This is a genomic window from Deltaproteobacteria bacterium RBG_16_64_85 (assembly GCA_001798885.1).
Classification (GTDB): Bacteria; Desulfobacterota; Deferrimicrobia; order Deferrimicrobiales; family Deferrimicrobiaceae; genus FEB-35.
On the sequence record MGQW01000092.1, the window covers coordinates 25,935 to 48,636 of the forward strand.

Consider the following 22,702-nt stretch of genomic DNA (forward strand, 5'->3'; position numbering starts at 1 on the left):
CATGCAGGGAAAGATTTCCGACTTCAGCATCCCCGACATCTTCCAGCTTATCGCCAGCCAAGGGAAAAGCGGCTCGCTCAATATTTGCGGCGAAGATCGGGAGACGATATTCCTTTTCGCGGAAGGCTTGATCGTGGATGTCCGTCCCGACCGGCGCGACCCGGCGGGGATGCTCGGCGCCATGCTGGTGGATGCGGGACTCCTCACCGGGGAGGAGTTGCGCCGGATCCTGGCAGGCCAGGAAAAGGGAGGGAAGAAGCTCGGGGAGTTCCTCGTGGAGAAAAGGGTGATCTCGGCGGAGACGCTCGCCCGTTATCTTGCCTTGCAGATCAAGGAAAGCCTTTTCGAGACCTTGAGACTCCAGGAAGGGGAATACCGGTTTGAGGGATTCGCCGTCCGGCCGCCCTCCTGGATGAAGGATCCGGTCCGTGCCGACGTGCTGTTGATGGAGGGAATGCAGTTCCTCGACGAATATCCCATTTACCGGGAAAAGTTCCCTCCGGGCGACTTCCGCATCGCCCGCACGCGCGGCGAGAGGGTCGACCCCACCGCCCTGTCCGCCGAGGAACGAAAGGTCTGGAAGGCGACGGAGTTCTCGACGGAGCCGCAGCGAATTTTCCGCAAGGCCTGCATGACCTGGTTCGAAGGGGTCAAGGCGTTGTGGCTTCTGGTCGACCGCGGCTTCGTGGAGATTTCCGTGGCGGAGGAGCGGCCCGAGGACCCGGAGCGTGGTATCAGGGAGGATTTCGTTCGGCGCAGGAAGGTCGGATATCTGCGGGCGGCGACCTGGTTGGTCGCAGCCGCCGTGACCGCTATTTGGGCTTACACGCTCCTGTTGTCCCCTGCCGCGACGAACGCATTCGCGGTTTGGGTCCGATTCTTCTAAAAGGAGGAGGTTCCGGGGAGGCGGGATGGAAGCGGTGGAAAAACGGGAAGAGGTGATCCGGTTCGACGATTCTTCCGTGCTGTCGGAGCTGTTCGGAAGTCACGACGACCAGCTGAAGATCGTGGAGCGGGCGCTCGGAGTGTCGGTTCACCCGAAAGGGAACGAGGCGACCGTGGCGGGAGACCCTCTGCAGGTGGAGCTGGCGGTCAAGGTCCTCGGGGGACTTTACCGGGTGCTGCGCAAGGGGATTCCGATCACGTCGAACGACGTGATCGCGGCGGTGCGGATCGTCTGCTCCGACAGGAACGCCGACGTCTTTACGGTGTTCCAGGACGTGGTCTTCAAGTCCTCTCGGAACAAGATCATCACGCCCAAGAGCGTCGCACAGAAACGGTACCTCGACGCCATGCGGGACTACGACATCGTCTTTGGCGTCGGACCGGCGGGGACGGGCAAGACATTCCTCGCGATGGCGATGGCCGTGGGCTTCCTCCTCCGAAAGGAGGTAAAGAGGATCATCCTCGCCAGGCCGGCGGTAGAGGCCGGCGAGAAACTGGGATTTCTGCCGGGGGACATGGCAGAGAAGGTCAACCCGTACCTGCGGCCGCTGCACGACGCGCTCTACACGATGCTGGAGTACGAGCAGGCCGCGAAGCTGATGGAGCGGGGCACGATCGAGGTGGCCCCCCTCGCTTTCATGCGGGGCCGGACGCTGAACGATTCGTTCGTCATCCTCGACGAGGCGCAGAACACGACCTCGGAGCAGATGAAGATGTTCCTTACACGGATCGGGTTTGGGTCCAAGGCAGTGATCACGGGAGACATTACGCAGACCGACCTGCCGTCGGGCCGCGTGTCGGGCCTGAACGAGGCGCTGTCGATTCTTGACGGGGTGGAGGGGATCCGGTTCAGCTACTTCACCGAGATCGACGTGGTGCGCCATCCGATCGTCCAGGAGATCATCAAGGCGTATGAACGTTACGAAAAACGCGGATAGGGAACCCCGCGGGCCGGAAACCGCGGAGGGACAGAAGGGTCGTTCCTTCCGGGAGGCCTCCATCGGCCTCCTCTCCGCCGCCGTCTTCGCGGTCCTGTTCTACCTGTGGGGGGAGGAGCTTCTTCCCCGTGCAGCGGGGCATCTGGGAGGCTACTTTCCCTTCGTCGGGGCGGTCGCGCTGACGCTTGCCGTTGCGCTGTTCCTCGTGGAATGGTTCCGTTTCGCCGGGCGCGAGGTGCGCAAGGTTCGCCTTGCCGCGAGGGATTTTCTCTTCCTTTGCACCCTCTCGTTCATCCTGTTTTTCCTGGCGAAGGGGGTTGTGGAGGTGCTTCCGGAGGTGCCGTCGTGGAACCGTGCGGTGCCCGCACGCCTCTACGTTTACCTGATTCCTCTCCCTGCGTTCGCCATGATCGTCCGCGTTCTCCTGAATTCGGAAGTCGCGATTCTCTTCACCGTCGCCGCATCGGTGCTTTCGGCCGCGGCGGCCTCCGGAAGATGGCCCGCGCTCCTGTTCCTGCTTCTTTCGGGGACGGCGGCTGCATCGCGTTCGGGGCGGGTCCAGGACCGGTACCGGATGCTTCTCGCGGGCGTCACCACGGCCCCCATCTGCGCGTTAGGCGCCATCGCGCTCGAGCTGGCGTTTCAGGGCGCGGATGGGATCTGGTGGGCCGGTCTTCTGGCGGCGATCAACGGCCTTGTTGCGGGTCCGATTGCACTGGCGCTCTTGCCGCTGGCGGAATATGTGTTCGGCTATGCGAGCGACATCCGGCTGATGGAGCTGGCCAGCACCGGCCACCCGCTGTTGCAGCGCCTGATGCTGGAGGCGCCGGGAACCTTCCACCACAGCGTCGTGGTCGGCACGCTGGCCGAGGCGGGCGCCGCCGCCATCCATGCAAACCCTCTGCTGTGCCGGGTCGCCTCGCTCTTCCACGACGTGGGGAAGGTCGGCAAGCCGCAATACTTCTCGGAGAACCAGGCGGGAACGGTGAATGTCCACGATATCCTTTCCCCCGGAATGAGCCGCGTCGTCATCCTCTCCCACGTCAAGGAAGGACTGAAGCTGGCACAGGAATACCGTCTCGGCGACCGGGTTGCGGAAATCATCGCCCAGCACCACGGGACCAGCCTCCTGTATTGTTTTCTCGAAAAGGCCCAGTCCCTCATTCAGGAGAGGCGGGCCTCGGAGGAGACCTTTCGGTACCCGGGACCGCGGCCAAGGACTCGGGAGGCGGCGATCATCATGCTGGCGGACACGGCCGAGGCGGCCGCCCGGAGCCTGAAGAATCCCACCCAGGGCGGTCTCGAGGAGTCGGTCACCCGGATCGTGAACCGCGCCTACCTGGATGGACAGCTGAATGAATGCGACATGACGTTGCGCGACCTCCACGCGGTCGAGCAGGCCTTCATCAGGGTCCTGTCGGCGGTGGTGCACGCCCGGGTCGATTATCCCGAGAGCGGGAGAGGCCCCCTGGGCCAGGTCCCGTGACGTGACCGCCCGACGGCACCTCCAGCGCATCAGCATTCTGCAGCACCTCCGCCCGGTCCCGTTTCGGAGGGACCGGTTGCAGGCGCTGGTTCGGAAGGCGCTGGCGCAGGTCGCCCCCGGCGCGGCGGACCTCCGGATCCTCGTGGTGGATGACGGGGACATGCGGGCATGGAACCGGCGGTTCCTCCATCGCTTCCGGACGACGAACGTCATCTCCTTCCCCGAGGATGAACTGCGCGATGCCGCTCCCGAAAGGCTCTCGGGAGATATCCTGATCTCCGCCCCGACCTGCCTTCGGCAGACGCGGGGCTGGCCGGGATCCCCCGAGGAACGGGTTTTCTTTTTTATCGTCCACGGTCTCCTTCACCTCGCGGGGTACGACCACGAACGCGGCGGGGAGGAGGCCAGGAGGATGCGCAGGGCGGAGATGAAAATATATCTTTCGGCCCTGGGCAGATCATCGGCGGGGGCACGCGGTTGAACCTGCCGGAACGGGCGGTACCCTGGGGTCTTGGCGCCCTTTTCGCGGCGTCGTATGCGCTGGGGATGCCGGGATACGACATCCCGGCGCTTCCCTTCTTTTGCTGGATACCGTTTTTCCTGCTCTCCGTTTCCGCGAAAAGTTTCCGGCGGGCTGCGATCCGGGGGTTCCTTGCCGGCATTGCGGCGAACCTGCTGCTTTTTTACTGGATCGCCTACACCGTGGCGGTGATGGGAAAACTCGGCTGGCCGCTGGGCTGCCTGGCCGCGCTTCTGGTGTCCGCCTACGTGGGGATGTATTTCTCCGCCGGCGGGTTCATCGCGTTGCGCCTGGTCCGACGGTTCGGGTTCGCCGGACTCTGGGCCTTTCCGTTCGCGTGGATCGGCCTGGAATTCGCCAGATCGGTCCTGTTGTCGGGTTTCCCCTGGGTGCTCTTCGGCTACAGTTTGGCCGGAAGTACGACCCTTATGCAGGCGGCGGACCTGGCAGGTGTTTTCGGATTGGGATTTCTCCTGGTCACGGCAAACGTCTCCCTGTACCGGGCCGGGGAATGTCTAATGCGGAGAGAATACCGCGTTGGAGCGATTTTTATCGCAGGTCTTGCCGCCATCCTGCTCTTCTTGGCCGCCTACGGAACGCATCGGATCGGCGAGCTGGGAGCGCGTCCTTCCGGCGGAAGCCTGCGCGTGGGAATTGCCCAGGGGGGGATCGACCAGAACAGGAAATGGGACCCCGACTTTCAGGGCGAGACATTGGCGATCTATAAGGAACTGTCCAGGGAGGCGAGGTCGAAAGGCGCCGAGGTGATCGTCTGGCCGGAAACCGCCGCGCCGTTTTTTTACGGATGGGAGCGAGAGCAGAGCCGGGAAGTCGATCGGGTCGCATTGGAAGGGGGGATCCCCCTGATTTTCGGCGCCCCGTGGTTCAGTCCCTCGGAAGGGGGAAAATATTACAACAGCGTCTTCATCCTGAACGGCAGAAGCGTTCCGGAGGGGCGCTACGACAAGCGGCACCTCGTTCCGTTCGGCGAGTACGTGCCGCTGAAATCCATCCTCTTTTTCGTACGGAAGCTGACGGAAGGAGGGGAAGACTTCTCGGCCGGGACGGTTCCCGCGCTGCTTCCCGTCGCGGGGGGGCTGGCAGGCGCCTCGGTCTGTTACGAGGCGGTCTTTCCGGGGATCATCCGGGAAAGCGTCCTTTCGGGGGCGCAGTGGCTGGTGAACGTCACCAATGATGCGTGGTTCGGTGACACGGTGGCTCCGCTCCAGCATCTGGCGATGGCCCGGATGCGCGCGGTGGAGTTCCGGCGACCGATCGTTCGGGCGGCCAACTCAGGGGTAAGCGCCCTGATCGACACACGAGGCGTGGCGACAGAAACCCTTGGCCTCTTCCGGGCAGGGACCTTGGTCGGGGAGATCGTTCCCCGGAGCGGGGAAACGCTGTATGCGAAAACAGGTGAAATCTTTGCAATATCTTGTACTATAATAGCTTTTTTAATTCTGTTGATCCCATTGCGAGGCTCTGATGGCGTCAGGAATGCTCGAAGAAAAATTCGCCGAACTTGAATCGCGCTGCCGCGCGCTCCGGGGTTACCTTTGAAGTAGAACGCAAGAAGTCCCGACTTGCCGAGCTCGAGGCCGCCGCCGCGCGGGAGGGGTTCTGGGATTCTCCGGAGAACGCCGAAACGCTCCTCAAAGAGCGGAAGGTCCTCGAAACGTTCCTTTTGAAATGGTCCGGCCTGGAGAGGTCCCTGGAGGACCTGCGGGCCTGCCTCGACTTGCACGACGAGTCGGGCGATTCCTCCCTGGTCTCGGAGATCGACTCGCACGCCCTGAAGGTCGCGAAGGACCTCGACGAGATCGAACTGGACCGGATGCTCTCGGGGGAGGACGACGAGCGCAATGCGATCCTGACGATCCACGCCGGCGCCGGAGGGACGGAATCCCAGGACTGGGCCGAGATGCTCCTGCGGATGTTCACGCGCTTCGCCGACCGGAACGGATTCGACGTGGAGCTCCTCGAGCAGCAGGAGGGCGAGGAAGCGGGGATCAAGAGTGCAACGATTCTCCTGAAGGGGGATCACCCCTATGGATATCTGAAGGCGGAGCGGGGGGTCCACCGCCTCGTCCGGATCTCCCCTTTCGACGCCAACAAACGGAGACACACCTCCTTCGCCTCGGTCCTCGTTTCCCCCGAGGTCGATGATGCCGTGGAGATCCAGATCAACGAGTCGGACCTCAAGGTGGACACCCTCCGTTCGGGGGGGGCCGGCGGCCAGCACGTGAACAAGGTCGAGTCCGCCGTCCGGATCGTCCATGTGCCTACCGGAATCACGGTCCTGTGCCAGCAGGAGCGTTCGCAGCACAAGAACCGCGCGACGGCGATGAAGATATTGCGGTCCAAGCTCTACGAGCTTGAAATGCGCCAGCGCGCCGAGAAAGCGGCCGAGGCGCATAAGACGAAGAAGGACATCGCCTGGGGGTCCCAGATCCGCTCCTATGTCCTGGCCCCATATCGGCTGGTGAAGGATCACCGGACGGGCTATGAAACCGGGAACGTGGATGCCGTCCTCGACGGGGACCTGATGGAGTTCATCCGGCGGTTCCTGCTCGCCGGAGGGGAAGAGGAAGCCAGGGGAGGAGCAGCGTGAACGAGGACTGGAACGATCTGATCCACGAGCGGATCCGAAAGGCCGAGGAGGCACGAAAGAGCGGAACGGACCCCTACCCCAATGACCAGAAGGTCGGATGGACGACGGCCGCTGCCCGCCGGGCGGCGGGAGAGTTGGGCGCCGAGGAGCTCGAGCGGAAGGGGATCCGCGTGGACGTCGCGGGGCGGATCGTGGCGGCGCGCAACTTCGGGAAGGCGACGTTCGTGGTGATCGCGGACCGCGCAGGCCGCCTGCAGGCCTACATCCGGAAAGACAGGGTGGGGGACGAGGCGTATTCCCTTTTCAAGAAGGCAACGGACGTCGGCGATATCGTCTGGGTCGAGGGGTTGCTCTTCATCACCCGGACGAAAGAGCTGACGGTACTGGCGGAGCGGTTCCGGCTCCTTTGCAAGGGGATCCGGCCGCTCCCCGAGAAGTGGCACGGCCTGGTCGACGTGGAGACGCGGTACCGCCAGCGGTATGTCGACCTGATCGTCAACGAGAAGGTCAGGGAGGTGTTCCGCCGCCGTGCCCGGATCATCGCGTACATCCGCTCCTTCCTCGCGGAGCGGGACTTCCTCGAGGTGGAGACCCCGATGATGCAGCCCGTAGCGGGGGGCGCCGCCGCAAAGCCGTTCGTGACCCACCACAACGCTCTGGACATGGACCTTTACCTGAGGATCGCTCCCGAGCTTTACTTGAAGCGGCTGCTTGTGGGGGGGTTCGAGCGCGTCTTCGAGATCAACCGGAACTTCCGGAACGAGGGGATCTCCACGCAGCACAACCCCGAGTTCACCATGGTGGAGTTTTATCAGGCCTATGCGACCTACGAGGACCTGATGCGGCTGACCGAAGAGATGATTTCCAGCCTCGCCCTCTCCCTCTTCGGGACGACGGCAGTGGAGGTCCAGGGGAAAACGATCGACTTTACGCCTCCGTGGGAGCGCATCACGGTGGCCGGGGCGGTCGCCCGGTACGCCGGCGTCCCGGAGGAAAAGCTTTCCGATCCGGAATTTCTCCGCCGGATGGCGATTTCGCTGGGCATCGCCACCAGGGAGGATTGGGCCCCGGGCCGGCTCCTGTTCGAGATTTTCGAGGAAGTCGCCGAAAGGAAGATCAAGGGACCGGCCTTCGTCACGGAATATCCCATCGAGGTGTCGCCGTTGTCGCGGAGAAACGATCTGCGTCCGGGGATCGTCGACCGGTTCGAGCTGATCGTCCTGGGCCGGGAGATCGCCAACGCGTTTTCCGAGCTGAACGACCCCCTGGACCAGAGGCGCCGGCTCGAGGAGCAGATGGTTCAGCGCGAACGGGGGGACGAGGAGGCCCACGCGATGGACGAGGATTTCCTCCGCGCGCTGGAGCATGGCATGCCGCCCGCCGCCGGGGAGGGAATCGGGATCGATCGGCTGGTGATGCTCTTCACCGATTCGCCCTCCATCCGGGACGTGATCCTTTTCCCCCAACTGCGGAAAGAGGGGTAGCTCCGCCTTGAGGCTTCCCGTCGAATATTACATCGCACTGAAATACCTCCTCGCCAAGCGCAAACAGACGTTCATCTCCATCATCTCCATCATCTCCGTTGCGGGGGTGGCCGTCGGCGTCACCGCGCTGATCATCGTCCTTGCCGTCATGAGCGGGTTCGAGAAGGAGCTCAAGGACCGCATCCTGGGCGCGACCGCCCATGTCCACGTGACGAGCCTCGACGGCAGCATCGCCGACCCGTTCTCCGTGGCGAAGCGCGTCCGGCAGGTTCCGGGCGTTGTCGGAGCCAGCCCTTACATCTTCTCCCAGATGATGATCTCCTCCGGGGTCACCGCGGCGGGCGGGGTGCTGCGAGGCGTGGACCTTGCGACCGTCGGGGACGTCACGCGGCTCCCGAGGGACATCCATCGGGGAAGCATCGAGGCATTGAGGGAAAAGGGTCCCGTCGGCATGCCAGGCGTGATCCTGGGGAAGGAACTGGCCGGCAACCTCGGGGTATCGGTCGGGGATGTCGTGGAGATCCTGGTGCCGGGGGGGAACGTGACACCGCTGGGGATGTTTCCGCGCGTTATGCGGTACCGCGTGGGGGGAATTTCCGAGTCGGGGATGTACGAGTACGATGCCACGTTCGCGTACGTTTCGTTCCCGGAAGCGGGCAAGCTGCTCGGGATGGACGGGAGGGGAACGGGGATCGAGGTGAAGGTCGACGACATCTATGCCGCCGGGAAGGTGGCCAACCGGATCCGATCGTCTCTCGGGTACCCCTTTTGGGCGAAGGACTGGATGCAGAGCAACCGCAACCTCTTCTCGGCGCTCAAGCTCGAAAAGGTGGTGATGTTCATCATCCTGGTCCTCATCGTGCTGGTCGCGGCCTTCAATATCATCAGCACGCTCATCATGGTCGTGATGGAGAAAACGAGGGACATCGCGGTCCTGATGACGATGGGGGCCACACGGAAGACGATCCGCAGGGTGTTCGCCCTCGAGGGGCTGCTGATCGGGATCACGGGGACAGCCTTGGGAACGGCGCTGGGCACGGTCCTGTGCGACCTTCTGCGCCGGTACCGGTTCATCCACCTCCCGAGCGACGTTTACTACATCACCACCCTCCCCGTTCTCCTGGATCCGTTGAACATTCTGCTGGTCAGCGGAAGTTCCGTCCTGATATGCTTCCTGGCGACCCTCTACCCGTCCAGGCAGGCAGCGCGCATCGATCCGGCGGAGGCGATCCGCTATGAATAGCGGCGAGCGGATCCGCGTCGAAAATCTCCGGAAGTCGTTCCACAAGCGGGGCGGATCGCTGGAGGTTCTCAAGGGAATCACCCTCTCCGTCGCGCGGGGCGAGACGCTTGGCGTGGTGGGGGTCTCGGGGGCGGGGAAGACCACTTTCCTTCAGATCATCGGGACTCTGGACCGGGCAACGTCGGGAACGGTATCCTACGACGGACACGAACTGACCGTCCTGCCGGAGGATCAATTGGCGTCTTTTCGCAACCGGACGATCGGGTTCGTCTTCCAGTTCCATCACCTTCTTTCGGAGTTCACCGCACGCGAAAACGTGATGCTTCCCTGTCTGATCTCCGGGATGGGCCGGTACGACGCGGGTCTTCGGGCGGACACGCTCCTATCGGAAGTGGGGCTTTCGGAGCGGCTCACCCACCGCATCGGGGAGCTCTCCGGCGGGGAGCAGCAGCGCGTGGCGATCTGCCGGGCCCTGGCGATGGAGCCCGCCGTCCTGCTCGCCGACGAGCCGACGGGGAATCTGGACAAGGAGACGGCGGGAGGCGTGATGGAGCTGATGCTCGCACTCAACCGGACGCGTGGACTCACCCTGGTGATGGTGACGCACAACGAGGAATTGGCCGGCCGACTGCACAGGGTCATCCGGATCGATGACGGGCGGGTCGTTTCTTGACGCACCGGGCAAGGGCCTCGGCCGTCGTTGCGGCGGTGTGGGTGCTTGCGGCGCTGTTTGCCGCCGGAGCCCTCTCCGCCGGTTTTCGCGTGGTGACCGTCGACGTGCAGGGGGCCCAACGGGTCGGTCCTGAAACCATCCGGGCGGCGATGAGCACCAAGGTCGGGGGGGAGTTCGACCTGGCGCGGATCCGGGAAGACGTCAAGGCGATCTACCGGATGGGATATTTCATCGACGTCAGGTTCGACGCCGAGGAGGTGCCTGGGGGGCACCGGCTCACCGTGATCGTGACGGAAAAGCCGATCGTCTCCTCGGTCAAGATCGAAGGGAACAAGGAGGTCGAGGCCGCCGACATCCGTCAGGCGATCACCCTCAAGGACCGGTCGCTTTTCAAGGAAGAGCAGGTGAAGGAGTCCTCCCGCAAGATTTTGGACCTGTATCAGAACAAGGGATTCTTCGACGCCACGGTGGACTCGAAAGTGGAGGAGGAGGCCGACGGCTCGATCCGGGTGGCTTTTCGCGTTGTGGAAGGGGAGAAGCTGAAGATCACGAAGATCCGCGTTACCGGGAATCTCTATCTCTCCGAAAAAGCTGTCCTGAAAGTGATGGACACCAACGAGAAAGGATTCTTCTCCTTCATCACCGATTCGGGAACCTTCAAGAAAGACGTCCTGGAAAACGACATCCGGAAGATCGAGGCGCTCTACCAGAACAGCGGATTCCTCGACTCGAAGGTGTCCGATCCGGAATTCCGGCGGGGCCCCAAGGGGCTCGAGATGACGATCCACGTGTTTGAAGGGCGGCAATACCGCGTGGGAAACCTGCGTTTCTCCGGCGAGAGCGATCTTCCGGAGGCGGAGCTCCGGAAAGCGATCCGGCTGAAGCGGGGAGAGATTCTCAACCGCGAGACGCTCCTGGCCGACCTCCTGGCATTGACGACGCTCCAGAACGACAAGGGGTACGCCCAGGCGCTGGTTTCCCCGATCGTGGAGAAGCGGAAGGAGTACCCGATCGCGGACGTGACCTACAGGACGGAGCGCGGCGGGAAGTTCCGGTTCGGGAAAGTGGAGATCACGGGGAACACCAAGACCCTCGACCGCATCATCCGCAGGGACCTCGAAGTCAAGGACGGCCAGATCTATACGGCGACCGGCCTGAAGGACAGCAAGGAAAACCTGGCCCGGCTCTCCTATTTCAAGGACGTCAAGATCACCACGGCTCCTTCCAGGATTCCGGGGGAGATGGACGTCAAGGTGGATGTGCAGGAGGGTCCAACGGGGACCTTGTCGGGGGGGGCTGGGTACAGTTCGCTGGACAAGATCTTCGGCGTCGTGCAGGTGAACGAGAACAACCTGTTCGGCAAGGGCTGGAAAGCGTCGCTCAGCTCGCAGTTCGGTGCGAGAAGGACGGTGTTCAGCCTGGATTTTCGAGATCCCCATTTCCTGGACACGGATTACAGCCTCCTCCTGAGCGCCTACAAGGTCGACACGAGATACACGGATTTCCATCGCAAGTCGACGGGGGGGAGGGCGGGCGTGGGGTACCAGTTCACGAAGTACACGTCCGCCAGCCTCATGCTGCGCATCGACGAAACCCGGATCACGGACGCGGGTGCGGCGATCTCCCAGATCCTGAAGGACGAGTTCAGCAAGGGGGTCCAGAAGACGCGAGGCGTTTCTTACGGCATCGTGCGGAACACGACGGACAAGCTGTTCGACCCCTCCAAGGGGTCGATCGGGTCCGCGACGGTGGAGTACGCGGGCGGGCCCCTGGGGGGGGACAGCCAGTTCGTGAAATACTTCCTGAACGCCAAGGGCTACTATCCGATCCTGGGATCGACGGTCCTGAGCGGGAACCTTCTTTGGGGGCACACGATCAGTACCGTGGGGGGAAGGGTGCCGATCTTCGAACGGTTCTTCCTGGGAGGGCCTTACAGCATCCGGGGGTTCCCGTCGCGCACCGTGTCGCCGAAGGATTCGAACACGGGGGAGCTCATCGGCGGCAACAAAGAACTGATCGCGAACATGGAATACATCTTTCCGCTGTTCAACGAGATCGGCTTCAAGGGGGTCGTGTTCTTCGACGCGGGCAACGCCTACCGCCAGGGGGATTGGCCCTGGAACGGTCCGCAGTTAAAATATTCCGCGGGGGTGGGAGTGCGGTGGTATTCGCCCATGGGCCCCCTCCGCTTCGAGTGGGGATGGAACCTCCATCCGGCGCCTGGAGAGAACCGGAGGGTGGCGGAGTTCACGATAGGGACGGCATTCTAAACCAGGGGGATAAGAAAAATGAAGAGCGGGAAAGCGTGGAGGATGGCGGCGGTTTTCACGACGGCGTTGATGATCACGGGCGCTGCCTATGCTTCGGACCTCAAGGTCGCGGTGATCGACGTGAACAAGATATTGAACGAGTCCGCCGCGGGAAAGGTCGCGAAGAAGAAGATCGAGGACCGCTATGAGGAGCTGAAGAGGAAGATCGAGGAGAAGCAGGAGGAGGCAAAGAAAATCAAGGACGAGATCGACAAGCAGAAGATCCTCCTGGGGAAGGAGAAGCTCAAGGAGAAGGAGGATGCATTGAACGGCAAGGTCGCCGAACTGCGCCAGCTGACCCAGGAAGCAGAGAAGGAGATGCAGACCCGGCAAGGGGAGCAGACGCGGGAGGTGCTCAAGATCGTCGAGGCCCAGCTGGACAAGATGGTGGCCACGGAGAAGATCGACCTGGTGCTGGACCGGACGCAGGGCGGCGTGGTCCACTTCAATCCCGCTCTCGACATTACCGACCGGGTGCTGGAAATGGTGAACAAGGAGAAGGCCGGTGGAAAATGAGATCCGTCTGTCCGACCTGGCGGCGCGCATAGGGGCGCGCTTGACGGGGGAAGGCGATGCGATGGTGACCGGGGTTGCACCCATCGAGGAGGCCGGGCCCGGGCAGGTGACGTTCCTCGCGAATCCGAAGTACATGCGCTTCGCCCGCGAGTCGATGGCTTCCGCGATCATCGCGAAAGACCGCGTCGAGGGGGCGCGTGCGGCCTTCCTCCTTTCCGAGAACCCGTATCTCACGTTTGCTTGCGTGGTTGAGCTGTTTCACCCCCCGGTACGCCGGCCCGCGGGGATTTCACCCGCTTCCAGCGTCCACTCCGGGGCGCGGCTGGGAAAGGACGTGACCGTTTCCCCCTTCGTCGTCGTGGAGGAGGGAGCCGTCGTCGGCGACCGGACCGTCCTGTACCCGGGCGTCATTGTGGGCGAAGGTGCTGTCGTGGGGGAGGATTGCCTGTTCTACCCGCACGTCGTTCTCTACCACGACGTGCGCGTAGGGTCCCGCGTGATCCTCCATGCGGGGTGTGTCATCGGGTGCGACGGGTTCGGTTTTGCACCTTCCCGTGAGGGATACCGGAAGATTCCCCAGGTAGGGACGGTGGAAATCGGGGACGACGTCGAGATCGGGGCCAACACCACCGTGGACCGGGCGGTCCTCGGCGTGACGCGAATCGGCAGGGGGACCAAGCTCGACAACCTGGTGCAGGTGGGGCACAACGTCACGATCGGGAAGGACACGGTGATCGCCGCGCTGACCGGAATCGCTGGCAGCTGCAGGATCGGCAACCGCGTGATGATCGGCGGCCAGGCGGGTCTGGCGGGGCACCTCGAGGTGGAGGACGGGATCCTGCTGGGAGCAAAGTGCGGAGTTGCACACACGCTACGCGCGTCGGAGGCGCGGGTCTGGTCGGGGATTCCCGCGATTCCGCATCCGACGTGGCTGCGGATGGCGATGCTGTTGCCGAAGCTGCCGGAGCTGTTCCGGCGGGTGAAGCGCCTGGAGGATGCCAAACTTCCGAAGGGGGAGAAATAAGATGTTCACCATCCAGGAGATCATGGATCTCTTACCGCATCGCTATCCGTTCCTTCTGGTGGACCGGATCGTCGAGTGGGAGCCCGGAAGGCGTATCGTAGGGCTCAAGAACGTCACGATCAACGAGCCGTTTTTCGTCGGCCATTTTCCCGGGCATCCGATCATGCCCGGCGTCCTGATCGTGGAGGCGCTGGCGCAGGCCGGGGGAATCCTCGCCCTGAAGGCGCTCGGCGGAGAAAAGAAGCTCGCCTACTTCGCCGGGATCGACAACTGCAGGTTCCGGCGGCCGGTGGTCCCAGGAGACCAGATCCTGCTGAACGTCACGATCACCGCCCACAAGGGGCCCGTGTGGAAGATCCACGGGGAAGCGCGGGTGGGGGACGCCCTGGTTGCCGAGGCCGACTTGACCGCAACGATCCGCGAGTCCTTCGGCGACCCCACCCAGGAGGGAGCGGTGAAATGATTCATCCCACGGCAATCATCGATCCGGATGCACGCCTGGGAGAAGGCGTGGAGGTGGGCCCCTACACCGTGATCGGCCCGAAGGTGACGATCGGCGACGGGTGCTCGATCAGCTCCCACGTCCAGATTGCCTCGCACGTCCGCATGGGGAAGAGGAACCGGGTGTCCTCGTTCGCATCGATCGGCGCCCCCCCGCAGGACCTGAAGTTCAAGGGAGAGGACACCTGGGTGGAGATCGGGGAAGGGACTACGGTCCGGGAGTATGTGACGGTGAACCGCGGGACTGCGCAGGGTGCGGGGGTGACCCGGGTCGGGAACAACACGCTGCTCATGGCCTACTGCCACCTCGCGCACGACTGCCAGGTGGGGAGCCGCGTGGTGATGGCGAACGCCGCCACGCTGGGCGGGCACGTGGAGGTCGGCGACGGGGCGATCATCGGCGGGCTCGTCGGGGTTCACCAGTTCGTCCGCATCGGGGAATATGCGATCGTGGGTGCGCTTTCCGGGATTCCGCAGGACGTTCCGCCGTACGTGATCGCCGTTGTTGCCCGCCCCCAGAAGGCGCCATCTCTCTACGGACTGAACCACATCGGCCTCAAGCGGAACCAGTTCACGGAAGAGGTCATCTCCGCGCTGAAGAAAGCCTATCGGATCCTGTTCCGTTCCGGGGCCCCGATGCGGGACGCCGTAGCGAAGGTGGAGGCGGAGGTGGAGCTCCTTCCCGAGGTGCGGCGCCTCCTCGACTTCATCCGGTCGAGCAAGCGCGGGGTCCTGAGGTAAACCGCCATGGCGGGGAGCGGGCCGATACGGGTCGGGGTCATCGGCGTGGGGTATCTTGGCCGCCTGCACGCGCAGAAGATCGCCTCGTTCTCCGACCATCGTTTCGTGGGGGTGTGCGACGCCGACCCCGGCCGCGGAAAGTCCGTGGCGGAAGAGTGCAGGACCGCCTTTTTCGCCGACCGCAAGGAGCTCCTGGCGGAAGTGGACGCCGTGTCCATCGCGGTCCCGACGACCGCCCATTACCGCGTGGCGATGGACGCCATGCGGGCCGACGTCCACGTTCTTCTGGAGAAGCCGATCACCGCGAACGTCCGCGAGGCGCGCGCCCTTGTCCGGGAAGCCGCGAAACGGAAGCTGGTGTTCCAGATCGGCCATGTGGAGCGGTTCAACCCGGCGGTCCGGGAGGCGGCGACTCTCCTCACGGAGCCCCGGTTCATCGAGTGCCATCGTTTGGGACCCTTCGGAGGACGCGGGACCGACGTCGACGTCGTTCTCGACCTGATGATCCATGACCTCGACCTGATTCTTTCCTTCGTCCGCTCGCCCGTCCTGCGCATCCACGCGGTCGGTATTCCGGTGATTTCCCCCAACATCGACATCGCCAACGCGCGGCTTTCCTTTGCCAACGGGTGCGTGGCCAACGTGACGGCGAGCCGGGTGTCGGCGCGCAAGCAGCGGAAGATCCGGATCTTCCAGAAGGACACCTACATGTCGATGGATTTCGTGGAGGGCACGATCCAGATCTTCCGGAGGACCTACCCCCAAGGCCTCCAGAGCCCTCCGGAAATATCCGGCGAGCTCCTGGAGACCGAAAAGGGGGATTCGCTAAGGGACGAGATCCGCTCCTTCCTGGACTGCGTCCGGGACGGGGCTGCGCCGCGGGTCTCCGGCGTGGAAGGGCTGGCGGCGCTGGAAGCCGCGTTTCGGATCCTGCGCAACATGAGGAGAAATTGAGCCCTGCGCCCAAGACCCTTTTCATTATCTGCGGCGAGCCGTCGGGAGAAACTTATGCGGCGAGCGTGGCGCGCGCTTTCCGCCGGCGCTTCCCGCTCGCCCCGATGGAGGGGATCGGAAGCTCCGGGCTCGCGTCGGAAGGAGTCCGGCTCCTGCTGGATTACGGGTCGATCTCGGTAGTCGGAATTCTCGAGGTGGCGCGGCATCTCCCGGCGGTCGTTTCCGCGCTGCGGGACGCGAAGCGCCGCGTCGGCCGTCCCGACGTGGGAGCGCTGCTCCTCGTCGATTTCCCGGACTTCAATTTCCGGGTCGGCAGGGAGGCGCATCGGAGGAACGTCCCGGTGATCTACTACATCCCCCCGCAGCTGTGGGCGTGGAGAAGGGGAAGGGCACGGGAACTCGCGGCCTTCACGAAAGGGGTCGTGGTCCCGTTTCCGTTCGAGGAAACGATCCTCAGGGAACAGGGAGTGAACGTCCGGTTCGCAGGACATCCGCTGCTGGAGGAGCTGGCTCCGTATCTGGACGCGGCGCCGGATCCCGCCCGGTTCGGCATCCCGGCGGGGAAAAGGGTCGTGGGGCTGCTGCCGGGGAGCCGGACCGGGGAGATCCGCGCCCATTTCCCGGTCCTGGCGGACGCGGCGCGGCGGATCGCGGGGGAATTTCCCGACGTCCATTTCGCGGTTCCCTTGGCGTCGCCTCGTTTTCGCGGCGCAATCGAGCAGGAGCTGCGCGGGGAAGAACTTCCCCTGACCGTCGTCGAGGACGGGCGCTATCTCCTTTTCCGCGGGATGGCCGCGGCCGTCGCCGCTTCCGGCACGGCGACGCTGGAACTCGCGCTCCTGGGCGTGCCGCACGTCATCGTGTACCGTACGTCGGAGGTCACTTACCGGATCGGGAAGCGCCTGGCGAAGGTCTCGTCCATCGGGCTGCCGAACATCGTCGCGGGCGAGCCGTTTCTGCCCGAGCTGATCCAGGGGGAGTTCCGCCCCGAACGGGTCGCGGCGGAGCTTCGCGCCCTGCTGTTGGAACCTGCGCGCAGGGAATCCCTGGCTGCCCGCTGCAGGTCCCTTCGGGAGAAGCTATCGGGCTCCGGCCCTTCGGAGGCGGTCGTCGATCTGCTGGCGAACGCAGCGGGGGAATCATGGGGATGACGATCTACCGGCGGATGCTGGAATACGTCCGTCCGTACACGCCGCGGCTGCTCCTGGCAATGCTGTTCATGGTGTGCGTGTCGGCATTCCACGGCTCGATCGCATTCCTCGTCAAACCCGCACTGGACGACATCTTTATCAAGAAGGACGCATCGCGGCTCGTCCTCATTCCCTTCCTGGTACTCGCGGTCTACCTCCTGAAGGCCGTTTTCGAGTTTTCCCAGGGCTATCTCATGAGCGGCGTCGGCCAGCGGGTCATCCGGGACATCCGGGAGCGCCTGTATCGGCACCTGCAGTCGCTCTCGCTGTCCTTCTACACGCGACACCCCACGGGCGTGCTCATGTCCCGCGTTCTGAACGACGTGGCGCTCATGCAGGGTGCGGTCACCGAGGCCGTCACGGGACTCATCAAGGACTTCTTCACGGGATTGTTCCTGATCGGGGTGGTCTTCTACCGGGACTGGCAGCTGGCCCTCATTGCCCTCGTGGCTTTCCCGCTGGCCTTCTGGCCGATCGCGAAATTCGGCCGGAAGCTGCGCAGGACCAGCATCAAGACCCAGGAGGTCACCGGCGTCTTGACGTCCCACCTCCAGGAGACGATCAGCGGGGCCAAGCTGGTGAAAGCGTTCGGCGCGGAGGAATACGAGGTGGAGCGTTTCGCCGCGCGGAACACCGACCTCTTCCGGCTGAGCATGAAGATCGTGAAAGTGCAGGCGCTCACCTCGCCGATGTCGGAAACCTTTGCCGGGATCGGTGCGGCCGCGGTGATCTTCTACGGCGGCTACAGCGTGGTGAACGGCCACAGCACCCCCGGAAACTTCTTCTCGTTCATGACGGCGCTCTTCATGTTGTACGAGCCCGTCAAGCGCCTCTCCCGCGTCAACAACGTCATCCAGCAGGGGATCGCCGCCGCGACGCGGGTCTTCGAGGTGATGGACACCCTGCCCGAGGTGGAGGAAAAGCCAAACGCATCGGCGCTTCCCCCCGTGAGCCGGGAAATCGAGTACGACCAGGTCGATTTCCGCTACCAGGGGGAAGGGGACTATATCCTGAAGGACATTACGCTGCGGGTGCCGGCGGGCACCATGGTGGCCATCGTCGGTTCCAGCGGCGCGGGCAAGACGACGCTCGTCGATCTCCTTCCCCGCTTCTACGATCCCCAGAACGGCGCGATCCGAATCGACGGCGTGGACATCCGGGACGTTTCGTTGTTGTCCCTGCGCGCGCGAATCGGCGTCGTGAGCCAGCACACGATCCTCTTCAACGACACGGTCCGGGCCAACATCGCATACGGCATGCCGGATGCACCTCTCTCGAAGGTCGAAGCAGCAGCGCGGCAGGCGAACGCGGACGGTTTCATCTCCCGGCTGCGCGACGGGTACGACACGGTGGTCGGGGAGCAGGGCCTGAAGCTCTCCGGGGGTGAGCGGCAGCGCTTGGCCATCGCCCGCGCCCTGCTGAAGGACGCCCCGATCCTCATCCTGGACGAGGCCACTTCCGCTCTCGATTCGGAGTCCGAAGGCGTCGTCCAGGAGGCGCTGGATACGCTCATGCGGGGTCGGACCACGTTTGTCATCGCCCACCGTCTCTCCACGGTCAGGAACGCGAGCATGATCGTCGTCGTGGAGGAGGGGAGGATCGTGGAGAAAGGGTCCCACGAGGAATTGCTCTCCGGGGATACGCGATACCGCTCGTTCTACCTGAAACAGTTCGAGGAGCGGAAGTCCGGGGCCGCGACCGGCGCCGGACCGGCTTGACCGTTTCATGAAGGCGTTCCTCCCCCGGACCGGGGCGCACCTTCTCTACAATCTGGCGCTGGGAAGCGCTCTCCTCCTTGCCGCGCCTGCCTGGGGCCCATGGGTTCTGGCATCCCGGAAGCGGAGGAAGAATTTCCTGGACCGGCTGGGGGTCCGGATGGACCGCGTGCCGCCCCCCTCCGGGAAAGAGAGAATCTGGATCCACGCGGTCTCCGTCGGCGAGACCCTTTCCTCCGCGCCGCTGGTCCGCCTGCTCCGCGGACATCTTCCCGAAGCCGAGCTTCTTCTTTCCACGGTGACGATCACCGGCCAGGAAACAGCGGAAAAAATCCTGAGCGGAGAGACGGACGCGCGATTCTACTTCCCCTTCGACCTCCCGGGAATCTCCGGGAGATTCCTCGATCGTGTCCGTCCCGACGTCGTGGTGATTCTCGAGACCGAGATCTGGCCGAACTTCCTTGCGGAATGCGCGGGACGGAAGATCCCCGCCATTCTTCTCAACGGAAGGATCTCGGAGCGCTCGTTCGGCGGGTATGGACGGCTCCGGTTCCTGTTTTCCAGGGCCCTCCGCTGCTTCACCGCCATCGCGGTTCAGACGGAAGAGGACGCCCGGCGGTTCCGCTTTCTCGGAGCGCCGCCCGGATCGGTCGCGGTGACGGGAAACATGAAGTTCGACGTCACCCCCCCCTCGCAGGATCTGTCGCCCCTGCACTCCTTTCTCATGGGGGAAAAGAACGGCGGGACGGCGTGGTTCGTCGCCGGGTCGACCCACGAGGGAGAAGAGGAGGAAGTGCTGCGCGCATTCGCGAAGGCAAGAGAAGTCAACGGTTCGGTGAAGCTGCTGCTGGCGCCGCGGCACCCCGAGCGGTTCGATTCGGTGGAGGAGTTGTGCCTTCGCGAGGGATGGGAGACGGTCCGGAAAACCCGCGCGGCCCGGGAGGGCGGCGCAAGGCTTCCTCCCGTGATCCTGCTCGACACGGTGGGGGAGCTCCGGTCAGCCTATGCAGCCGCTGATATCGCATTCGTCGGCGGCAGCCTGGTTCCCAAGGGGGGGCACAACATCCTGGAACCGGCCTTTTTCGGCGTACCGACGCTCGTAGGGCCCCACATGGAGAATTTCCGGGAGATCGCCGAGATCTTCGGGGACGCCGGGGCCGTCGTAAAGGTGAAGGACCCGGCGGAGCTTGCGGATCGGCTCGAGCGCTGGGCGGCGGACCCGTCGGGAATGTCGGAGACGGGTTTGCGGGCGAAGGAGCTTCTGGCCGCTTTCCGGGGAGCCACGGAGAGGAATGCGGCGATCGTGGAGCGCGAGCTAGCGCGGCGGCGGAGGATCGGATCGTGATTGGGCCGTTCTCGAGCCTGAGAAGGGCGATGTACAGGCGGGGGATCCTGCGGTCCGAATCGCTTCCCCGTCCCGTGGTGAGTGTCGGCAACCTCGCGGCGGGCGGATCCGGCAAGACGCCGCACGTCCGGTTTCTCGCGTCGTGGATGACCGGACTTGGCCTGAAGGTTGCGGTGCTGACCCGTGGATACGGGCGGGAGAGCCGGGGGATCGTCTGGGTCTCGCGCGGAGGCGGTCCGCTCGTTTCCGCGCGCATGGGCGGTGACGAGCCGGTCCTTCTTGCGGGATCCCTCCCGGGAGTCCCCGTGCTGGCCGGCGAGGCCCGCGTGCAGGCGGGGATGGAATGTCTCCGCAGGCAGGAGGTGGACGTCTTTCTCCTGGACGACGCTTTCCAGCATCTTTCCCTCCGGCGGGACGCCGACATCCTGCTGGTCGATGCCGGGCGAGGGCTGGGGAACCGACTTACCTTACCGCTCGGCCCTCTCCGCGAGCCGGCCGGGAACGCGCGCTTCGCCGACGCTCTCGTCGTGACCAAGTGCGCCGGCTTGGCGCAGGGGGAGGGCGTGGCGGCGACCGTCCCGTTTCCCGCAGATCGCCCCCGGGCATTCTCGCGCCTGGTCGCCCGGTCGCTGGTGGAACGCGGAGGAGCGGAATCGCCCCTTCCTTCTCCGGGGGTGGAAGTGGTCGCTTTTTGCGGGCTGGCCCGCAACGACCAGTTTTCGGCGACCCTGCGGGAGTCTGGATTCGTCATACGGAAATTCATGGGTTATGCCGACCACCACTGGTACCGGACCTCGGAGATCGGGAAGATCGCGTCGGCCGCGGGAGGCCTGACGGTGCTGACGACGGAGAAGGATCTCGTGCGGCTTCCCGATCGACTCCCCTTCGACGTAAAGGCGGTTCGCGTCGGCGTGGAGTTCCTGGCCGGCTGGGATTCCCTGTCGCGTTTCCTCCTTGAAAGGATGCGTTTCGCGGGGGGCGCATGAAGGAGAAGGTGATCCGGCTGTTCCTGAGGGTCCTCGAAGCGATTCCGCTGTCGTTGCGGGCCGCGATTTTCGAGGTGGCCATGCTGGGGGTCTGGGCGCTGGACGCGAAGCACCGGCGGATCGCGCGAATCAACCTCCGGATCGCGTTCCCGGAGATGGGGGACAAGGAAATGTCGCGGATCGTCCGGCTCTGCTTTACCCGTATGGGGACCTTCGCCGCGGAATTCATCCATATCCCCAAAATGGACGCCCGGTACATAGCGGAGCATTTCCGGATCGAGGGCGCGGAGCACGTCATAAAAGCGACGGAGGAGCGGGGGATCGCCCCTATCGGGATGACGGGGCATTTCGGGAACTGGGAGCTTTTCGCCTTCGTCCACGGGGTAGTCGTGGCCCCGATCGCGTTCATCGTGCGGCCGCTGAAAAACCCCGTTCTCGACCGCATCGTGACGGAGCGGAGGGAGTGGGCCGGCAACAGGGTGATACGGAAGGAGGACTCGGCAAAGCTCATAATGCGCGAGATCCGCAGGAAAACGCTCGTCGGGATCCTGATCGACCAGAACGTGGACACCTACAGGGGGGTGCTCGTCGATTTCTTCACCCGGAAGGCGTACACCACCTTCGGCATCGCACGGCTTGCCTTGGCGATGCAGGCAACCGTCCACCCGGGGTTCATCTTCCGTGACCCGGAAAGGAAATTTCACCATACCATCCGGTGGGGGCCGCCCATCCGGATGGACCCGGAGGCCCCGCGGGAGGAGGAGGTCCTCTGTCTGACCCGCAGATGCAACGAAGAACTGGAGAAGGCGATCCGTGAGGATCCGACGCAATGGTTCTGGTTCCACCGGCGGTGGAAGACCCGCCCACCGGGAGAGCCCGGCATTTACGGGGAGGCGCATTGAAAGGGATCGTCTTCCTGGACAGAGACGGCACTCTGATCGAGGAGATGGGGTATCTCTCCGACCCGTCGCTCTTGAAGGAAATCCCCGGGGCGGCGGAATCCCTCTATCGCCTGGCCCGGGAAGGCTATGTTCTTGCTGTGGTATCCAACCAGGCGGGGGTTGCCAGGGGGAAGTTCCGTGAAGACCAGATGGAAGCGGTCCACCGGGCGTTCGTCGAATATTTCCGGGCGCGTGGCGTCGAGTTCGACGCGGTGGAATATTGCCCCCATCACCCGGAAGGGGTCGTGGAACGGTACCGGAGGGTCTGCGGCTGCAGGAAGCCCGCCTCAGGAATGGCCGAGAAGGTTCTTCAAAGGCTTGGCATTTCGGCCTCCTGCAGAATTTGGGTGGTCGGTGATAAAATGTCGGATATATTGATGGGGAAACGGTTGCGGGCGACAACAATCCTGGTCGCGACCGGGCATGGAGAGGAAGAAAACCTGAAAGGCGAGCGTCTGGGGGAGCGCCCCGACAAGTTCCTTCCCAGCATCCGGGAGGCGACGGCGTGGATAGAGTCCAGGGGGAAGGTGGAGTGAGCCGGGAATCGGGACGCGGCACTCTCTCTTCCGGATTCTCCATT

20 protein-coding genes and 1 pseudogene are annotated in these 22,702 nt (G+C 64.0%); all 21 read left to right on the forward strand.

Going from position 1 to position 22,702, the window contains the following annotated elements; all coding sequences use genetic code 11:
- Position 1 precedes the first annotated feature (1 nt).
- Positions 2-886, forward strand: a complete 885-nt coding sequence (locus A2Z13_06010; GenBank protein OGP76044.1) for a hypothetical protein — start codon at positions 2-4, stop codon at positions 884-886.
- 25 nt (positions 887-911) lie between these two features.
- Positions 912-1,883, forward strand: a complete 972-nt coding sequence (locus A2Z13_06015; protein ID OGP76045.1) for a phosphate starvation-inducible protein PhoH — start codon at positions 912-914, stop codon at positions 1,881-1,883.
- Positions 1,858-3,369 (forward strand): hypothetical protein, encoded by a 1,512-nt coding sequence (locus tag A2Z13_06020; protein OGP76046.1) that lies wholly within the window; start codon positions 1,858-1,860, stop codon positions 3,367-3,369. Before A2Z13_06015 ends, A2Z13_06020 begins: the two co-directional genes overlap by 26 nt.
- A 160-nt stretch (positions 3,370-3,529) precedes the next feature.
- Positions 3,530-3,850, forward strand: a complete 321-nt coding sequence (locus tag A2Z13_06025; GenBank protein OGP76098.1) for an rRNA maturation RNase YbeY — start codon at positions 3,530-3,532, stop codon at positions 3,848-3,850.
- On the forward strand, positions 3,847-5,415 hold the full coding sequence (locus A2Z13_06030; GenBank protein ID OGP76047.1) for an apolipoprotein N-acyltransferase: 1,569 nt from the start codon (positions 3,847-3,849) through the stop codon (positions 5,413-5,415). Before A2Z13_06025 ends, A2Z13_06030 begins: the two co-directional genes overlap by 4 nt.
- Positions 5,387-6,500 (forward strand): annotated as a pseudogene (locus A2Z13_06035) (peptide chain release factor 2). The gene A2Z13_06030 and the pseudogene A2Z13_06035 overlap by 29 nt, the downstream one beginning before the upstream one ends.
- Complete coding sequence (locus A2Z13_06040) at positions 6,497-7,984, forward strand: lysine--tRNA ligase (protein ID OGP76048.1); 1,488 nt, start codon at positions 6,497-6,499, stop codon at positions 7,982-7,984. Before A2Z13_06035 ends, A2Z13_06040 begins: the two are co-directional and overlap by 4 nt.
- A 7-nt stretch (positions 7,985-7,991) precedes the next feature.
- Positions 7,992-9,227, forward strand: a complete 1,236-nt coding sequence (locus A2Z13_06045; GenBank protein ID OGP76049.1) for an ABC transporter permease — start codon at positions 7,992-7,994, stop codon at positions 9,225-9,227.
- Positions 9,228-9,237: 10 nt separating this feature from the next.
- On the forward strand, positions 9,238-9,900 hold the full coding sequence (locus tag A2Z13_06050) for an ABC transporter ATP-binding protein (protein ID OGP76099.1): 663 nt from the start codon (positions 9,238-9,240) through the stop codon (positions 9,898-9,900).
- The gene (locus A2Z13_06055) at positions 9,897-12,170 is read left to right on the forward strand and encodes an outer membrane protein assembly factor BamA (protein ID OGP76050.1); all 2,274 of its coding nucleotides are present in this window, start codon (positions 9,897-9,899) and stop codon (positions 12,168-12,170) included. Before A2Z13_06050 ends, A2Z13_06055 begins: the two co-directional genes overlap by 4 nt.
- 18 nt (positions 12,171-12,188) lie before the next feature.
- Entirely contained in the window at positions 12,189-12,725 is a 537-nt protein-coding gene (locus A2Z13_06060) for a hypothetical protein (protein OGP76051.1), read from the forward strand.
- Between the two features lies 1 nt (position 12,726).
- Positions 12,727-13,749, forward strand: coding sequence for a UDP-3-O-(3-hydroxymyristoyl)glucosamine N-acyltransferase (locus A2Z13_06065; GenBank protein ID OGP76100.1), 1,023 nt, complete (start codon positions 12,727-12,729; stop codon positions 13,747-13,749).
- Position 13,750: 1 nt separating this feature from the next.
- Complete coding sequence (locus A2Z13_06070) at positions 13,751-14,212, forward strand: 3-hydroxyacyl-[acyl-carrier-protein] dehydratase FabZ (GenBank protein OGP76052.1); 462 nt, start codon at positions 13,751-13,753, stop codon at positions 14,210-14,212.
- Entirely contained in the window at positions 14,209-14,991 is a 783-nt protein-coding gene (locus A2Z13_06075; protein ID OGP76053.1) for an acyl-[acyl-carrier-protein]--UDP-N-acetylglucosamine O-acyltransferase, read from the forward strand. The genes A2Z13_06070 and A2Z13_06075 overlap by 4 nt, the downstream gene beginning before the upstream one ends.
- Positions 14,992-14,997: 6 nt before the next feature.
- Entirely contained in the window at positions 14,998-15,945 is a 948-nt protein-coding gene (locus tag A2Z13_06080; GenBank protein OGP76054.1) for a hypothetical protein, read from the forward strand.
- On the forward strand, positions 15,942-17,096 hold the full coding sequence (locus tag A2Z13_06085) for a lipid-A-disaccharide synthase (GenBank protein OGP76055.1): 1,155 nt from the start codon (positions 15,942-15,944) through the stop codon (positions 17,094-17,096). The genes A2Z13_06080 and A2Z13_06085 overlap by 4 nt, the downstream gene beginning before the upstream one ends.
- Positions 17,093-18,853 carry a lipid A export permease/ATP-binding protein MsbA gene (locus A2Z13_06090; protein OGP76101.1) on the forward strand — a complete coding sequence of 587 codons (1,761 nt, stop codon included), beginning with the start codon at positions 17,093-17,095 and terminating at the stop codon, positions 18,851-18,853. The genes A2Z13_06085 and A2Z13_06090 overlap by 4 nt, the downstream gene beginning before the upstream one ends.
- A 7-nt stretch (positions 18,854-18,860) precedes the next feature.
- Positions 18,861-20,195: a hypothetical protein gene (locus tag A2Z13_06095; GenBank protein OGP76056.1), complete on the forward strand. Its 1,335-nt coding sequence runs from the start codon at positions 18,861-18,863 to the stop codon at positions 20,193-20,195.
- The gene (locus A2Z13_06100) at positions 20,192-21,181 is read left to right on the forward strand and encodes a tetraacyldisaccharide 4'-kinase (GenBank protein ID OGP76057.1); all 990 of its coding nucleotides are present in this window, start codon (positions 20,192-20,194) and stop codon (positions 21,179-21,181) included. The genes A2Z13_06095 and A2Z13_06100 overlap by 4 nt, the downstream gene beginning before the upstream one ends.
- Complete coding sequence (locus A2Z13_06105; GenBank protein ID OGP76058.1) at positions 21,178-22,083, forward strand: hypothetical protein; 906 nt, start codon at positions 21,178-21,180, stop codon at positions 22,081-22,083. Before A2Z13_06100 ends, A2Z13_06105 begins: the two co-directional genes overlap by 4 nt.
- Positions 22,080-22,658 carry a hypothetical protein gene (locus tag A2Z13_06110; GenBank protein OGP76059.1) on the forward strand — a complete coding sequence of 193 codons (579 nt, stop codon included), beginning with the start codon at positions 22,080-22,082 and terminating at the stop codon, positions 22,656-22,658. Before A2Z13_06105 ends, A2Z13_06110 begins: the two co-directional genes overlap by 4 nt.
- Positions 22,659-22,702: the final 44 nt, after the last annotated feature.

Coding starts and splice junctions, on each gene's coding strand:
- A2Z13_06070 (OGP76052.1), top strand. CDS start 13,751: ATGTTCACCATCCAGGAGATCATGGATCTCTTACCGCATCGCTATCCG.
- A2Z13_06015 (OGP76045.1), top strand. CDS start 912: ATGGAAGCGGTGGAAAAACGGGAAGAGGTGATCCGGTTCGACGATTCT.
- A2Z13_06090 (OGP76101.1), top strand. CDS start 17,093: ATGACGATCTACCGGCGGATGCTGGAATACGTCCGTCCGTACACGCCG.
- A2Z13_06075 (OGP76053.1), top strand. CDS start 14,209: ATGATTCATCCCACGGCAATCATCGATCCGGATGCACGCCTGGGAGAA.
- A2Z13_06105 (OGP76058.1), top strand. CDS start 21,178: ATGAAGGAGAAGGTGATCCGGCTGTTCCTGAGGGTCCTCGAAGCGATT.
- A2Z13_06095 (OGP76056.1), top strand. CDS start 18,861: ATGAAGGCGTTCCTCCCCCGGACCGGGGCGCACCTTCTCTACAATCTG.
- A2Z13_06060 (OGP76051.1), top strand. CDS start 12,189: ATGAAGAGCGGGAAAGCGTGGAGGATGGCGGCGGTTTTCACGACGGCG.
- A2Z13_06025 (OGP76098.1), top strand. CDS start 3,530: ATGCGGGCATGGAACCGGCGGTTCCTCCATCGCTTCCGGACGACGAAC.
- A2Z13_06080 (OGP76054.1), top strand. CDS start 14,998: ATGGCGGGGAGCGGGCCGATACGGGTCGGGGTCATCGGCGTGGGGTAT.
- A2Z13_06020 (OGP76046.1), top strand. CDS start 1,858: ATGAACGTTACGAAAAACGCGGATAGGGAACCCCGCGGGCCGGAAACC.
- A2Z13_06010 (OGP76044.1), top strand. CDS start 2: ATGCAGGGAAAGATTTCCGACTTCAGCATCCCCGACATCTTCCAGCTT.